Source organism: Burkholderia sp. HI2714 (assembly GCF_002223085.1).
Taxonomy (GTDB): domain Bacteria; phylum Pseudomonadota; class Gammaproteobacteria; order Burkholderiales; family Burkholderiaceae; genus Burkholderia; species Burkholderia lata_D.
Map to the genome: position 1 here is coordinate 246974 of NZ_NKFM01000012.1, position 15433 is coordinate 262406.

The following is a 15433-nucleotide window of genomic DNA, read 5'->3' on the forward strand; positions in this document are numbered from 1 at the left end:
GCCGACGCTCATGCGGACGGCCGTGCCGCGCCCGCCGGCCGCGCACCGGCCAGCAACGGCGGGACGAGCAGATAAAGCAGCGCGGCCGCGGCCCAGACGAGCCCCGGCCACGTCGCGCGGGTCGCCGCATAGGTCGCGGTGACGACCAGTGGCCCCGCGACGCCGATCAGGCTCGCCACGCTCGCGAGCGCGCCTTGCAGTTCGCCCTGGCGCGCATCGTCGACCTGCCGCGCGAGCATCGCCTGCAGGGCCGGCAGCGTCATGCCGCCTGCCGCGAACAGCGGCAGCAGCGCGAACGGCACCCACGCGGCGGTCGCGAACGCAATTGCCGCGAGCCCCAGCGCATCGCCTGCGAGACCCAGTGCAAGCGCACGGCGCTCGCCGAGCCGCGCGATCAGCGGCCCGATCGCGAAGGCCTGCGCGAGCGCGTGACACGCGCCGTAGCCTGCCAGCGACAGCCCCGCGATCGGCGTCGACCAGCCGAAATGCTCCTGGCCATACAGGATCCACAGTGTTGCCGGTGCCTGCGACACCAGCGCGACGATCACGTAAATGCCGATCAGCGGTGCGAGCGCGGGCGCGCCGGTCAGCCGGCGCAGGCTGGCGAACGGATTGAGCGCGCCAACCGGATGGCCTTCGCGGGCTGAACGCGGCCGCGATTCCGGCAGCGCACGCCAGACCAGCACGAGATTGAGCGCGTTGAGCACGGCGGCCGCGACGAACGGTGCGCGCAGGTGCAGCGCGCCGAGCAGGCCGCCGATCAGCGGGCCCGCGATGAAGCCGATGCCCATCATCGCGCCGAGCTGGCCGAAGCGTCGTGCGCGATCGGGTTCGGCGGTGACGTCGGTGACATAGGCAGTCGCGACCGCGACGTTCGCACCGGTGATGCCCGCGATCAGCCGCCCGACGTAAAGCCATGCGAGGGTCGGCGCGAGCGCCATCAGCAGGTAGTCGAGCGCGGCGCCCGCGAGCGACGCGAGCAGGACGGGCCGGCGGCCGAAGCGGTCGCTCAGCGCGCCGAGCAGCGGGGCGCACAGGAATTGCGCGAACGCGTACAGCGCGAGCAGGATCCCGTAATGGGTGTCGGTGCTACCTGCGTCGGCGAGCGAGCGCAGCAGCCCGGGCAGGATCGGCATCACGATCCCGACGCCGATCGCGTCGAGCAGGACCGTGGCCAGGATGGCAATCAGGGATGGATTCAAGAGTGTGACTCTATCGATGATAGAGTGGCAATTATTCCACAGCTTCCCTATCGGTGATAGAGATGAAGGACACAGGGGCGCGGCTGACGCGCGACACGGTATTGCGCGCGGCGCTCGACCTGCTCGATGAAGTCGGCATCGACGGGCTGTCGACGCGGAAGCTCGCCGAGCGGCTCGGCGTGCAGTCGCCGACGCTTTACTGGCATTTCAAGAACAAGGGTGAACTGCTCGATGCGATGGCCGAGGCGATCATGCTCGAGCGTCACGATGCGTCGCTGCCGCGGCCGGGCGAAGCGTGGGATGCGTGGCTTTTGGACAACGCGCGCAGTTTCCGTCGTGCGCTGCTGGCCTATCGCGACGGCGCGCGCCTGCATGCCGGTACGCGGCCGCGCGCGCTGCACTTCGGCTCGATCGAACGCAAGGTCGCGCTGCTCGGTGACGCGGGTTTCGCGCCGGACGAGGCGGTCGACGTGATGTATGCGCTGGGGCGCTTCGTGGTCGGATGGGTGCTGGAAGAGCAGGCGGAACCGGACGGCGACGCCGATGCGCCGCTGCCGGACGCGGCCGAATATCCGCTGCTCGCGAAGGGTTGGGCCGCGCTGCGCGCGCGCGGCGGCGATGAAGCGTTCGAGCGCGGCGTCGCATTGATCGTCGACGGCGCCCGCGCACATCTGGCAGCGCGCGGGCGCGGCTGACGCGGTCAGCCCGGCGTGCTGCCGTCGAGCACGCGTTCGAGCGTGTCGAGTGCGCGGGCCGTCGAGTCCGGCGCGATACAGTCGACGACGATCCGCTCCGGCATCGCGCGCAGCCAGGTGATCTGGCGCTTGCAGAGCTGGCGCGTCGCGAAGATCCCCTTGTCGCGCATCGTCCGGTAGTCGGTGTCGCCGTCGAGGAATTCCCACGCCTGTCGGTAGCCGACGCAGCGCATCGACGGCAGGTCGGGATGGAGGTCCTCGCGACGACGCAGCCGCTCGACTTCGTCGATGAAGCCGGCGTCGAGCATCGCATCGAAGCGTTGCGCGATCCGTTTGTGCAGTACCGCGCGATCCGACGGTTCGAGCGCGACCGGCACGAAGCGGTAAGCGGCGGCCGCATCGTCGGTGCGGCGCGGCGCGGCAAGCAGCGCCGACATCGGCTGCCCGCTCAGCATGAACACTTCGAGCGCACGCTGGATCCGCTGCGAATCGTTCGGCGCGAGCCGCGCGGCCGTGTCGGGATCGACTTGCGCGAGCCGCGCGTGCAGCGCGGGCCAGCCATCGCGCGCGGCTTCGGCATCGAGTGTCGCGCGCACGTCCGGATCGGCGCCCGGCAGGTCGTTGAGCCCCTGCGTCAGCGCCTTGTAGTACAGCATCGTGCCGCCCGCGAGCAGCGGCGTGCGGCCGCGCGCGGCGATCTCGCCGATCAGGCGCAGCGTGTCCGCGCGGAAGCTCGCGGCCGAATACGCGTCGGCCGGATCGATGATGTCGATCAGGTGATGCGGCACGCTCGCGCGCTCGTCACGCGAAGGCTTCGCGGTGCCGATATCCATGTCGCGGTAGACGAGCGCCGAATCGACGCTGACGATCTCGATCGGGCGGCGCGCGGCGAGCGCCAGCGCCGCGGCCGTCTTGCCCGATGCGGTGGGGCCGAGCAGGCAGGCGATCGTCGTCGGGCTGGGGTTGGCGTGCGGTGCTGCGCTCATTGGCCGCGCATGAAGAGGCGGTCGAGATCGTTCAGCGTGAGCTGATACCACGTCGGCCGACCGTGATTGCACTGGTCCGCGCGTTCGGTCGCTTCCATCTGCCGCAGCAGTGCGTTCATCTCGTCGAGCGTCAGACGCCGGTTCGCGCGCACCGCGTGGTGGCACGCGAGCGTGCCGAGCAGTTCGTGCTGACGCTCGGTGAGCACGCGCGAGCCGCCGAACGCGTGCAGGTCGGCGAGCACCGCGCGCGCGAGCGACTGCAGGTCGGCATCCTTCAGCAGCGCCGGAACCGCGCGGATCGCGAGCGTCGTCGGCGACAGCACCGCCAGATCGAAGCCGAGCGATTCGAGCGTGTCGCGCTCTTCCTCGACCGTACCGATCTCGACCGGCGTGGCCGTCATCGAGATCGGCAGCAGCAGCGCCTGCACCGCGACCGAGCGGTCGGCGAGCGCGTTCTTGAACTGTTCGTACAGGATCCGTTCGTGCGCCGCGTGCATGTCGACGATCACGAGGCCGTGCGCATTCTGCGCGAGCACGTAAATGCCGTGGATCTGGCCCAGCGCGAAGCCGAGCGGCTGCTCGTCGTGCGCGGTGGCGGCGATCGGCGCAGCCAGGAAGCCCGGCAGCGGCGCGATCGGCGCGTCGGCTGAATCGCGGGCGAGGGTTGTCGTGCCGTCCGGCGTGCCCGCGCCCGTGTCCTTGCGGCCAAACAGCGCGTCATAGAGCGCGAGCGGCTGCGCGACGGGCAGCGTGCCCTGGGTCATCCGCGCCTGACGCATCCACGTGTTGCCCGACGACGAGGACGACGACGGCGACGAGAAGCCGCTGCTGCCGCTGCCGGTTGCGTGGCCCTGGCTCTGGCCGAGCGGTGTGTCCAGGAACGACGCGGGCCCGCGCGGCGCCGGTGAGAGTTGCGCGACATGGCCGCCCGCCGTGGTTTCCGGCGACGCGCCCGCGTGGCGCGCCAGCGCGCGCTGGACCGCGTGGAACACGTACTGGTGGATCGAGCGCGAATCGCGGAAGCGTACCTCGATCTTCGACGGGTGCACGTTCACGTCGACGGCTTCGGGCGGCAGGTCAAGAAACAGCACATACGACGGATAGCGGTCGCCGTGCAGCACGTCCTCGTAGGCCGCGCGTACCGCGTGCGTCAGCAGCTTGTCGCGTACGAAGCGACCGTTGACGAAGAAGTATTGCTGGTCGGCGCGACCGCGGCTCGCAGTCGGCAGGCCGGCGCAGCCGTAGACCGCGAGCGGGCCTGCCTGCTCGTCGAGCGGCAGGTGTGCGGTCGCGAAGCTGTCGCCGAGGATCTTCGCGACGCGCTGCGCCGGCTCGGTCGCATTCCAGTGCTCGACCGCCTTGCCGTTGTGCAGCACCGAGATCGCGACGTCCGGCCGCGCGAGCGCCGCGCGGCGAATCATTTCCAGGCAGTGGCCGAACTCGGTCTGCTCGCTTTTCAGGAATTTGCGCCGTGCGGGCGTGTTGAAGTACAGCTCGCGCACTTCGATCGTCGTGCCGGTCGCGCCGGCGGCAGGCGACAGCACGCCCGTCTGCGCGTCGATCTTCATCGCATGCGCGGCATCGGCCGTCCGGCTCGTGATCGACATCTCGGCGACCGACGCGATCGACGCGAGCGCTTCGCCGCGGAACCCGAGCGTCGCGACCGCTTCGAGCTCCTCGAGCGAGCGGATCTTGCTGGTGGCATGGCGCATCAGGGCGAGCGCCAGCTCGTCCGGCGGAATCCCGCAACCGTCGTCGGTGATCGAGATGCGCTTGACGCCGCCTTCTTCCAGCACGATGCGCAGCGTGCTGGCGCCGGCGTCCATCGCGTTTTCGAGCAGCTCCTTGACGACCGACGCCGGGCGTTCAACGACCTCGCCGGCGGCGATCTGGCTGATCAGCTGGTCGGGCAGGGGCTGGATCGCGCGCAGCGGGCGCGGAGCAGGGGCGGGCGCGGCGCCCGCGGCCGTTTCGGTGATATCGGACATTGCCGAATTATAGCGAGGCGGCGAATGCGTGCCGGGGCGACCGGCGGTTACGTTTTTTCACGGAGCCTTAAGGTAGTTTCGGTATCATGGTTCCGTAACACGCCCGGCCTTGACCGGTGGGCGCTTCAGCCTGTTTCGGCCGTTCCGGCCCTATCGCCTTCGAGGAATCGCATTTGGATACGCTGCTTCATTTCGTCAACCTTGTCCTGCATATCGACGCCTTCCTCGGCGATTTCATCCGGCAGTACGGCGCGTGGGTCTATCTCGTGCTGTTCCTGATCGTGTTCTGCGAGACGGGGCTCGTCGTGTTTCCGTTCCTGCCCGGCGATTCGCTGCTGTTCATCGGCGGCGCGTTCGCGGCGACGGGCGAAATGAATGTCGGCCTGCTGATCGTGCTGCTGCTGGTCGCGGCGATTTCCGGCAACACCGTGAACTACCTGATCGGCCGCTGGGTCGGCCCGAAGGTGTTCAACACGCACATCCCGGTGCTCGAGCGCTTCCTCGATCGCGCCGCGCTGCAGAAAACCCACTCGTTCTACGACAAGCACGGCGGCAAGACGATCGTGCTCGCACGCTTCATTCCGGTCGTGCGGACGTTCGCGCCGTTCGTCGCGGGTGCGTCGTCGATGAGCGTCGCGCGCTTCCAGCTCTTCAACGTGATCGGTGCGCTGGTGTGGGTGCTGCTGCTCGTGCTGCTCGGCTATTTCTTCGGCAACATCCCGTTCATCCGCCAGTACCTGAACGTGATCGTGCTGGTCGGGATCGGGGCGGCGGTCGTGCCGGTTGCGCTGGGTGCCGTGTGGAAGCTGGTGCGCGGGCGGCGGTCGGATAACGCGCAGAAGACGGGCGGGCGTTGAGCGGGAGCGGTTCGTTTTCGAAGCAATAAAAAAGCGTGGCGGCTGCCACGCTTTTTTTTCGTCCATGCGGCTTGGCCGCCGCGTCCGTCACGCGTTGCGTTGCGAGACCGGGGTTTCCGGCGTCGGATAGCCGGCCTCGCGGAACGTATCGAGGATCACGCGATTGGTGTCGCAGTACACCTGCCAGTAGTTCTCCGGCTGAGTCGACGGGCGCACGAACAGCAGCGGGCCTTCCGGCGTGAACTGCAGCACGCCGATGTCCGGCGCCGGCACTTTCAGCACGTTCGGCACCAGCTGGATCTGCGTCTTCAGGCGGTTGATCGCATCGGCCGCGTCGACGCTGTGCGCGATCTTCGCGGTCAGGTCGACGCGGCGATGCGGCGTCGCGCTGTAGTTCGCGATGTTGTCCGAGAAAATCTTGTTGTTGCCGACGATCGTCACGATGTTGTCGGCGGTGATGATCGTCGTGCCGAACAGGCCGAGCTCCTTCACGGTGCCCGTGACGCCGCCTGCGCTGATCATGTCGCCGATCTTGAACGGGCGCAGCACCTGCATGAACACGCCGGCGGCGAAATGCGCGAGCAGGCCGCCCCAAGCGGTGCCGATCGCGAGGCCGAGGCCGGCGAGCAATGCGGCGAACGAGGTGGTCTGCACGCCGAAGATCTGCAGGATCGCGAGGATCAGCAGGATCGTCAGCAGCACGCCGACGACGGAGGTCAGGTAGTCGGTGAGCGTCGGGTCGACCTTGCCGCTGCGGCGCACGACCTTGCCGAGCAGGCGGGTACCGATGCGGATCGCCCAGCGGCCGACGAACCACAAGACGATCGCGGCGAGGAGGTTGAGGCCGAAGTCGAGGCCGCGGGTCATCAGGAATTGCTGGGCGGTGGCGAGATCGATCATGCGTTCTCCGAAGTCAAGGGTAAAGGGGCGGCGCATGCACCGGAATGGGAGGCGCTTTTATAACCTGACCTGGGAGGGGCGGGCAACCGGGCTGACATTGGTTGACGTAGTGAAAAACGGGCAGGACGCCTGTGCGTGCTGCCCGTCTGGCGCATCGGATCGACGCCGGTTGCGGCGCGCGACCCCGAAGTTGCCGTGTTTACTTCGCTGCGCGTCCGTAGGTGTCCTCGAAGCGGACGATGTCGTCCTCGCCGAGATACGCGCCCGACTGGACTTCGATCAGTTCGAGCGGGATCTTGCCGGGGTTCGTCAAACGGTGGGTCGCGCCGAGCGGGATGTAGGTCGACTGGTTCTCGGTCAGCATGATTTCCTTGTCGCCGTTCGTGACCATCGCCGTGCCCTTCACGACGATCCAGTGTTCGGCGCGGTGGTGGTGCATCTGGAGGCTCAATTGCGCGCCGGGGTTCACGATGATGCGCTTGACCTGGAAGCGATCGCCCTGGTCGATGCCTTCGTACGAGCCCCATGGGCGCACGACGCGGCGGTGCGTGACCGATTCGTGGCGGCCGGACGCGTTCAGCCATTCGACGATTTTCTTGACGTCCTGGGCTTTGTCGCGATGCGCGACGAGCACGGCATCGGCGGTTTCCACGATCACGATGTTGTCGAGGCCGAGGGCGGCGACCATCCGGTGTTCGGCGCGGATGTACGAGTTCTTTACCGAGTCGGTGAAGATGTCGCCGATCAGCGCGTTGCCTTGTTCGTCAGCTTCTGCAATGTCAGCAAGCGCGCTCCACGATCCGATGTCGTTCCAGCCGAGGTCCGCCGCCGCGACGACGGCGGCGCGCTCGGTCTTCTCCATCACCGCGTAGTCGATCGAGACGTTCGGGCAGGCGGCGAAGACGTCTGCGTCGAGGCGGACGAAGTTGTTGTCGCGCTTGGCGGATTCGAGCGCGAGTTCTGCTTGGCGGGCGATTTCCGGTGCATGGCGATGCAGTTCCTCCATGTACGTGGACGCCTTCAGCATGAACATGCCGCTGTTCCAGTAGTAGTTGCCGTCGCTGAGGAAGCGTTCGGCCGTCGGTGCGTCGGGTTTTTCGACGAACGCATCGACCTGAAAAGCCGAAATGCCGTCGGCCACGGGCAATCCGCGACGGATATAGCCATAACCGGTATGTGGTTCGGCCGGTTTGATGCCGAAGGTGACGAGATGCCCCTGCTTGGCAATCGATGCTGCTTCTGCGGTTGTTGCTACAAAGGCAGCTTCGTTTTGGATGACATGATCGGACGGCAGCACTAGAAGCAGTGCATCAGGATTGCTCTGTTGTGCCAATAGAGCGGCGATTGCTATCGCTGGTGCTGTGTTACGAGCGATCGGCTCAAGCACGATCGAAGATGGCACGACGCCGATCTGTCGAAGTTGTTCCGCGACCAAGAAGCGTTGCTCATTGTTCGTGACGACGATCGGGTTAATAGCGTCCGGTATGTTGCGCAGGCGTAGCGCTGTTTGCTGCACGAGCGTACTGTCACCCGTGAGTTTCAGGTACTGTTTGGGATAGCCGCCGCGTGACATCGGCCAGAGCCGAGTGCCGCTACCACCGCATAGGATGACCGGATAAATCATAGGATGCCTCGAGTTGAATTACCTCTGATATCAGTTTTCGACCGACATAGAGGAAAGGGTGAAATGCAATATCGTTGAAAGCCCTTTACGTCTGCCTGCGCCACCTCGGTTGGGAGTTGTCGGTTGGGCGGTGTCGGCAGTGCCATAACGCATGCCAAAGCACATTACGGCTCCATCGTGCGGCTTTGACGAAAAAGCGTTTGTGGTCCTTGCGGATTTCGCCAAGAGGGCGATTGGCCATCTGCGATAACCGCAGAACGACCGCCTCGGGGCTGGTGAATAGTGCGAGATCCCAGTCCCAATAGATTGGATACCGGATCAATACGCCGGCTGTCAGCATGTCGAGCGTCAGCGTTCGGGCTCGCCAGGGCTGGGGTAGCGCGTCGTGGGTGAGCCCCCAGCCAGCATAGAACGGCAGTCCGTAGGTGTACACTTCTTTACCACGTAACAATGCTTCGAAGCCTGTCAATGAAGACAGCGTATGGACTTCGTCTACTGCGGTGATGAGCGATACGAGGTCTGCTCGGTCATCGACGATATCAGCGAGTTTCGCGCCATCGATGACACCGGGTCTATTTCCGGACATCACGTCAGGATGCGGCTTATACACGATGAACGCGTCGGGATAGCGCGAACGCACCTCCTTAAGCAAGGCCTCGGTTGTTGCGATACTCCCGGTTCCCAGCCGGATAGAAGCGTCATCCGCAACCTGGCCAGCAACCAATGCAATGCGTCTTCCCGACGGGGCGCGCCAGACGGGCGCTCGCCTGCCAAGATTGTATTTGGTCAGCCCGAATCGCACGATAGCGTGGCGCAACGCTGCTGCGCGCTCGAGTTCCCGTTCATCAAACTGCGCCGTATTGAGTATCGTGGTCAAGTCACTTGGACGGGTGGCGTCGAAGTAGATTCCCTGAAAATCGAGTACCTGACTATACGGCGCTGACATGTCCGAGCCGAGACCCGCCGAATGCAGAAAGCCGTCCTCTATACGAACCACGCGCGTGCCGGTGGGCAAACCGACTGCGGTGCGGCCACCCCAAACGGCTGCGGTCTCGTTAGAGCCAACGTCTCCGGTTTTTCCAACCCAACGGAGGTTGCTGCCCCCAGCACGCAGGTAAGGAGTGGCATAGGAGCGTTTCCACCACTGAAAGCGCAAAGCGGCGATCGCCGTCAAGTCGAAGAAGCGAGTAGCGACCGAGTGCTGCAGGGCGACACTATCCAGCGTCGCGTCCAGCGAACCCGGCTGACCGGTGGTCGAATCGAGGTAACGAGCAAGCTGTTGAAACACTACGTTGAAGAACTTGTTGCGCGTAGGGCGCGCCGTGCGTTCGGGCATCACCGCATAGTCTTGAGTGAGACCCCAGCCCGAATAGTAAGGAGTTCCAAAGACATGAGTTGGAATGCCTGCCAACAGAGCGGCCATTCCTTCCGAGGCGCCGACGACATACACTGCATCTATTCGATCGAGCATTTCGTATAGTGAGTGGTCGACTTCGAGTAAGGTCGTATCCGGGGGCAGTGTCGTCTGGCTTGACAGCCAAATGCCTTGGCCGGAGTCTGCCGACCTCAGTAGCCAGAATTGTGCGTCAGGATGCGAACGGCGTGCATTGGCCACCATTTCAGTGAAGGCCGCTCTTCGAGAGACGCGCGACGTGCAGTAGTCAATGTGAGTAGTTGTGCGCTCGTCCAGCAAAACGACTCGCGAGGCGGCACATGAATCGTGCCATTGTTTCGGCAATGGGCTGACGCGATGACGGATATGGAGAGCATCCGTTTCGAGAACGCGGGCGATGGCATCCTCTATATGTTCCTTTGGCGTGGCATCTGAGGAGCGCACAAGTTGCGACTCCAGTGCGGCAACGAATCCGCCGCGAGAGATGCAATCATCAGGACACACGAACCACGAAAGTGGCGGTGCATGTTGCTTGCGGTGCCCAAGTATCGGTCCGGGATAGGTCGCTTGCATTGCGGCTCCGATGGCGAGTGCCGAACGAGCCGCAATGCGACCCACCAACGTGTCTACCCAGATCAGCGGCGACCTACCGGTCATCCATCCGATCAGTCGTCTGCCGCGAACGACCGAACGCACGTTGAATTCGCGATCGGCCGCCGACGTGAAGTAGGAGTGTGACGGGGGCATCATTTAACGTAGCGAATCGAGAAAGCTATCAACTTGCTCGAAATGTTCGCTCCATGTTGGCGTGCGGAAGCTAGCGATTTTTTGAATCCGATGGCGACGCTCAGGGCTGTCATATTCCATATAGGCCAGGATATTGGCATACCAGCCGGGACCATCTAGCGGATCAAGATACGTGGGGAAATCCGACGCAATCTCGTGGAACACCGGGAGGTCACTCGCGATTACTGGTACACCAAGGCCCAAAGCCTCCACAAGCGGCATGCCGTAACCTTCGACGAAAGAAGGGAACAACAACGCGCGCGCGTGCTGCAGCCACGCGTTGAGTTGTATATCGCTGCAATCCGATTCTTCGATGACCACTCGACGCAGCGGCTCACAGCGCTCGAGCATATCTATAACGTTTTCGCATTCCCAGCCACGTCGACCGATAATGACAAGCTTGGGTGCGTCGTTACCCATCTGTTCAACAAGACGCCGCCAGACATGAAGGATGAACCAGTGATTCTTGCGAGGTTCGATCGTGCCCAACATAACGAAATACGGCTCGTCGATGGGGGCCGGAGATGACGAGCACTCTACTGTACCCGGCGCCAGGCGCGCGACCACAGTAGGTGGAGGTTTTGTTATGCCCGCTTTTACTGCCTCTGCTAAAAGACTCTCCAGGGTGGCATCGGAGTTCGCGATCAGTCCAGCAGCACGTCGCAGCGCGGTATCGATTCTATGACGATGCAATGTATCGACGCCAGGGCGACAAAATTCGGCGTGAGTTACAGGAATCAAATCATGAATCAAGAAGACCGGGCGAATATTTCGACGCGCCAGAGCGTCATAGTAACGGCCGTGCTCCATCCCGTTGTGACTGGTATGTAGCAATATGCCGCCGTTCGTTGCCTGTCTCGAGACGCTCTGCATGCATGCTCGCGCCACAATTTTGCGTATCGCCCAGCGGTCGATTTTTGAGGAGAGTAGTAGGTCGAAGGTCGCGCGCGTATCGGCGGCGGACAAGATGGAACAGAAGCCCTGCTCACTTAGCACCGCGCGCGCGTTTGTTCCGTATCGCTGGATGTAAGCGAGCCCGACGCGATCGACCCCGGTGGGGCGCAGTCCATCGTACAACCGCGTCATCAGGCGGGAGACATCAAGGAAGATATTCAACACTGCTGTTACATTTGTGTGCTAGTCAATCGAGACGCGTTCGCACTTCGAGCGTGGTTTTTTTGCTTCTGCGCTTCATTCTAATGGACTACGTGAGACAATTTGCGCCGAACTCAATCACGTGTGTCAAAAATGCTGCATTTGTTTCGAGGTATCGGTGGGCAATTGCTCTGCTGCGGCGTCGTATGGCTTGCAGGCTGTTCTGCAATTCCGACGTCGGGCCCAAGTAGAGCTCAGATCAATGGTGCAGGGCAGGCCCGGAATAACGCTTCCGGCATCCAGATCGTCGATGTAACGGATGAAGTTGCACGCCAGTTGTATGCCGATCGCAAGCAAACTGACTTTTTTTCGACGCTTGGCGGAGGGGCGGAATTCCAGCAGCAACTCGGGACTGGCGATACCGTTTCCGTGTCGATTTGGGAGGCGCCGCCTGCGGCTTTGTTTGGTGCGGGCCAGCAGCTTGAGTCGGCCAGCGGCGTGAATGGCGCGCGTGTTACGGTTTTGCCGGATCAGATGATCGACGCTGATGGTAATATAAATGTGCCCTTTATCGGCGCGGTCAAGGCCGCCGGTAGTACGTCCTCGCAATTGCAGGAGCGTATCGCCGCAAGGCTGCGCGGCATGGCTCACAACCCGCAAGTTCTTGTCAAGTTGTCCAAGAATGTGACGTCGTATGTGACCATCGTCGGCGATGTCGCCGCCAGCAACAGGATGCAACTGACCGCGCGTGGTGAGCGCCTACTTGACGCGCTGGCGACGGCAGGCGGCGTGCGCGAGTCGATCAATAAAGTGACGATACAGGTTACGCGGGGTAACACCGTCGTTTCGCAGCCGCTGGAAGCGATCATCCGGGATCCTCGCCAAAATGTCGTGTTGCGAGCCGGCGATGTCGTGACAGCGTTATATCAGCCATACAGCTTTACGGCGCTTGGAGCTACCGGCAAGAATCAAGAGGTTAACTTCGAAGCGCAGGGGATCACACTGGCGCAGGCGTTGGCGAGGGCCGGGGGATTGGAGGACTCGCGTTCGGATGCACAGGGCGTATTTATTTTCCGACTGGAAGATCAGAATGCGATTACATGGCCCAATTCACCTGTCCGAACTACGGCCGACGGCAAGGTTCCAGTTATTTATCGAGTGAATTTGCGTGATCCGAATGCATTCTTCGTCGCGCAGAGTTTCATGATGGATAATAAGGACTTGCTCTATGTATCGAACGCACCGGTTACCGAAATTCAAAAGGTGCTGAATCTTGTGTTTTCGGTCGCCTATCCGGTCGTGACCGGCGTCCAGAATTTCAAATAGTTGTGTACGTCCATCGCACTGGATGTCGGCCGTCACCTATTGTGCGGTCGAGCGGCCCATGCGCTGGCCATCTGATCAAGATATCTATGTTGTGACCCGTTTCAATGAATAAAGTTGTTGCTATCGACGGACACAATCTTGCGCTCCAACGCGGAACGGGCGTTGCCACCTACGCTCGCAATCTCGCGAATCACGTGAGTCAGATGGGGGGGCGTACCCAGACACTATATGGTGCCCCCATTTCGCCGAAGCTGCTTCCGTTGCTGCGTGAGATATCGTTTTTCGACTATCTTGGTGGAACAACGCCGAATCGCAAGCTGCTCCAGACTGCCGTGTCTTACGTGAAGTCGACACTGTCGGCTCCGTTCGGCTATGAAGCCAGCCCCATATCAGTCTCGGGGAAGGTGGAAACTGCCCGTTTTGCGGAGCGATTACCGAGAGAATCCGATATTTGGAATGTGACAGATCTCTTTTCTGTCGCGCGTGCGCATTTCCTGCGCTATGGAAAATTCCTCACGATTCGTCTTCCACAAAAGCCGGACGTGATGCATTGGACCTACCCACTTCCTATTCGCATAGAGGGTGTACCTAACGTCTACACGATTCACGACCTCGTACCGCTGCGATTGCCGTATACCACTCTCGACAACAAGCGCTATTACTACCGATTGATCAAGTCTTGCCTTGAAACGAGCGCTCACATCTGTACGGTGTCGGAGCGTTCCAAGACGGATATTATTGAATTGTTCGGTACGTCGCCGCAACACGTCAGCAACACCTATCAGGCGGTTGATACAAGCGACGTGGCCGCTGGCAAGAGTCTGTATGATGCGGAGCTTGAGGTCGAGGGGGTTTTTGGACTGGAGCCCCGGAGTTATTTTTTGTTCTTCGGTGCAATTGAGCCGAAGAAGAATGTTGGACGTCTGGTCGAGGCATTTCTCTCTGCTCGATTGAACACGCAGTTGGTTATTGTCGGTTCGCTCGCATGGAAGGCGGATGAGGAAATGAAGCTCATTAACGCAATGCTGAAACAGCGGCCCGACCTGAGGCGTCGAATTCATGTATTTGACTACACGCCGCGCTCATTCCTGATCAGCCTTATTCGCGCGGCCAAGGCTGTGGTATTTCCGTCGCTATACGAGGGATTTGGCCTGCCAATCCTCGAGGCCATGCAGCTTGGTACCCCTACGTTATGTTCGACGGGCGGTTCGCTGCCGGAAATCGCTGGAGATGCTAGCGTAATTGTCGATCCGTACGACGTGAACTCGATTGCTCATGGCTTGCGTCAACTCGAACAGGACGCTGAGTTGCGAGCTCAACTTGCGGTGCGTGGAGTCGCACGTGCTCAGATGTTCGATTCAGCGGCTTATGCCGATCGCCTGCAGGCAATGTATAACCGCATATTGCCTTGATGTTCATATCGACCCGAACGCACGGTCGTTTCGAAGTATTTCGATAGAGGCAAGATATCAATGATGTTTTTGAGGCGAGCAGCAAAGTTGTTCGGTGGTAATCGATCGGATGAGCCGAGTGGGATCGAAACCACCACGGCGCCGGCATCGGCTGCCGAGACAATTTGCTCATTACTGGCGGTTGAGCAGGAGATCAAGTCTGTCGTGGGTGCCTTCAAAGGCGGTCGGCTCGTCTCGTCAGGTGCCGCGGGTTGGTTGACCTACGGACCGTATTTGACCTTAGAAAAGGGACGATATCGTGTCGATATTGACGGCGAGGGCACGATCGCCGATGGCGGCATATGTCTTGTCGAGGTGACCGTCGATCTTGGAAAGCACGTAGTGGCTCAAATCGAAGCGAGCACGTCAAGCCGAGGGTTGGTTCGGAACCTGATTTTCACTCTCGACGTGCCTTGTCAAGATCTCGAAATTCGCACGCATGTTGACGCACACTCGACGGTGGCCATTGACCGGGTTAGCGTGACAAAGCTCGTTTCTACGGAAGATAATAGTCAGCGTTGCAAGCGAGTAATTTTTGATAATGAGGAGACGATTGCCGAACTAACGTCTGTTGGTTCGAATACGATTATTGTTACGTTTCAACCATTTGACTATGTTGGCTTCGAGAGGCCGGGATTTGGGGAGGATTATTTCTTATCCCTGGGGTTGGATGTACTGTGCTTTAAACCGAAGCGCAATATTTGGTATCAGGACATCACCATCGGTATGATTGAGCATTACTGTCGCCCTTTGCTCAAAGGGTACAGTCGCCGTATTTCATATGGATCGAGTATGGGTGCATACGCTGCGTTGTATTTCGCTCAAGCATTCGATGTGGATAAAGTCATTGCAATTAGTCCGCAATACTCGCCAAGGCCGGCAGATAAGCCTTCGACATGAAATGTCTCTACAATCATGGTTCGAACTGGACGGGACGAGCAACGAAGCTGATGGCATTGAAAGCGCTGGAACTGACGCAGGAAGAACGTACAAAGCTTGAAGCGATGGCGAGAAGCCGTCGTGATTGGCGAATACGAGACCGGTCGCGGACGATTCTGATGTTCAGCGACGGCGTGCGAGCGAAAGAGATCGCCAGACGACAGGAACTGACGTTGGAGGCGGTGTATGAG

The 15433-nt window shown here is 61.5% G+C and carries 13 protein-coding genes; 6 read left to right on the plus strand and 7 right to left on the minus strand.

The features are described 5' to 3' along the window. Positions 1–8: 8 nt before the first annotated feature. Positions 9–1202 (minus strand): Tet(A)/Tet(B)/Tet(C) family tetracycline efflux MFS transporter, encoded by a 1194-nt coding sequence (tet, locus tag CFB82_RS03995; protein WP_089483477.1) that lies wholly within the window; start codon positions 1200–1202, stop codon positions 9–11. A gap of 62 nt (positions 1203–1264) precedes the next feature. On the opposite strand from tet, the gene tetR reads away from it, so the two are divergent. After that, positions 1265–1897: a tetracycline resistance transcriptional repressor TetR gene (tetR, locus tag CFB82_RS04000; RefSeq protein ID WP_069247206.1), complete on the plus strand. Its 633-nt coding sequence runs from the start codon at positions 1265–1267 to the stop codon at positions 1895–1897. Positions 1898–1902: 5 nt separating this feature from the next. Here tetR and miaA read toward each other — a convergent pair whose 3' ends face one another. Both miaA and mutL read right to left on the minus strand, forming a co-directional pair. After that, a complete protein-coding gene (gene miaA / locus CFB82_RS04005; protein ID WP_089483478.1) occupies positions 1903–2883 on the minus strand; it encodes a tRNA (adenosine(37)-N6)-dimethylallyltransferase MiaA in 981 nt (326 codons plus the stop codon). Then, positions 2880–4871, minus strand: a complete 1992-nt coding sequence (gene mutL / locus CFB82_RS04010; protein ID WP_089483479.1) for a DNA mismatch repair endonuclease MutL — start codon at positions 4869–4871, stop codon at positions 2880–2882. The genes miaA and mutL overlap by 4 nt, the downstream gene beginning before the upstream one ends. Positions 4872–5044: 173 nt before the next feature. On the opposite strand from mutL, the gene CFB82_RS04015 reads away from it, so the two are divergent. Next, positions 5045–5728: a DedA family protein gene (locus CFB82_RS04015; protein ID WP_069247209.1), complete on the plus strand. Its 684-nt coding sequence runs from the start codon at positions 5045–5047 to the stop codon at positions 5726–5728. Between the two features lie 87 nt (positions 5729–5815). Here CFB82_RS04015 and CFB82_RS04020 read toward each other — a convergent pair whose 3' ends face one another. From CFB82_RS04020 to CFB82_RS04035, 4 genes are all read right to left on the minus strand, one after another. Next, a complete protein-coding gene (locus CFB82_RS04020; protein ID WP_089483480.1) occupies positions 5816–6628 on the minus strand; it encodes a mechanosensitive ion channel family protein in 813 nt (270 codons plus the stop codon). A gap of 199 nt (positions 6629–6827) precedes the next feature. Further along, positions 6828–8252, minus strand: coding sequence for a mannose-1-phosphate guanylyltransferase/mannose-6-phosphate isomerase (locus CFB82_RS04025; RefSeq protein ID WP_089483481.1), 1425 nt, complete (start codon positions 8250–8252; stop codon positions 6828–6830). 85 nt (positions 8253–8337) lie between these two features. Continuing rightward, positions 8338–10395 (minus strand): capsular polysaccharide biosynthesis protein, encoded by a 2058-nt coding sequence (locus CFB82_RS04030; protein WP_089483482.1) that lies wholly within the window; start codon positions 10393–10395, stop codon positions 8338–8340. Further along, entirely contained in the window at positions 10396–11517 is a 1122-nt protein-coding gene (locus CFB82_RS04035; protein WP_373558731.1) for a glycosyltransferase family 4 protein, read from the minus strand. It lies immediately after the preceding gene. A gap of 162 nt (positions 11518–11679) precedes the next feature. Here CFB82_RS04035 and CFB82_RS04040 point away from each other — a divergent pair, with 162 nt between their 5' ends. The 4 genes from CFB82_RS04040 to CFB82_RS41925 all read left to right on the plus strand — a co-directional run. Next, entirely contained in the window at positions 11680–12852 is a 1173-nt protein-coding gene (locus tag CFB82_RS04040) for a polysaccharide biosynthesis/export family protein (RefSeq protein WP_089483484.1), read from the plus strand. A 104-nt stretch (positions 12853–12956) separates the two neighbouring features. Beyond that, positions 12957–14264 (plus strand): glycosyltransferase family 4 protein, encoded by a 1308-nt coding sequence (locus CFB82_RS04045; RefSeq protein WP_089483485.1) that lies wholly within the window; start codon positions 12957–12959, stop codon positions 14262–14264. Between the two features lie 60 nt (positions 14265–14324). Continuing rightward, a complete protein-coding gene (locus CFB82_RS41920) occupies positions 14325–15203 on the plus strand; it encodes a hypothetical protein (protein ID WP_143750873.1) in 879 nt (292 codons plus the stop codon). Next, a partial coding sequence (locus tag CFB82_RS41925; RefSeq protein WP_218829056.1) for a hypothetical protein occupies positions 15200–15433 on the plus strand: 234 nt, incomplete at its 3' end. The genes CFB82_RS41920 and CFB82_RS41925, both read left to right, overlap by 4 nt.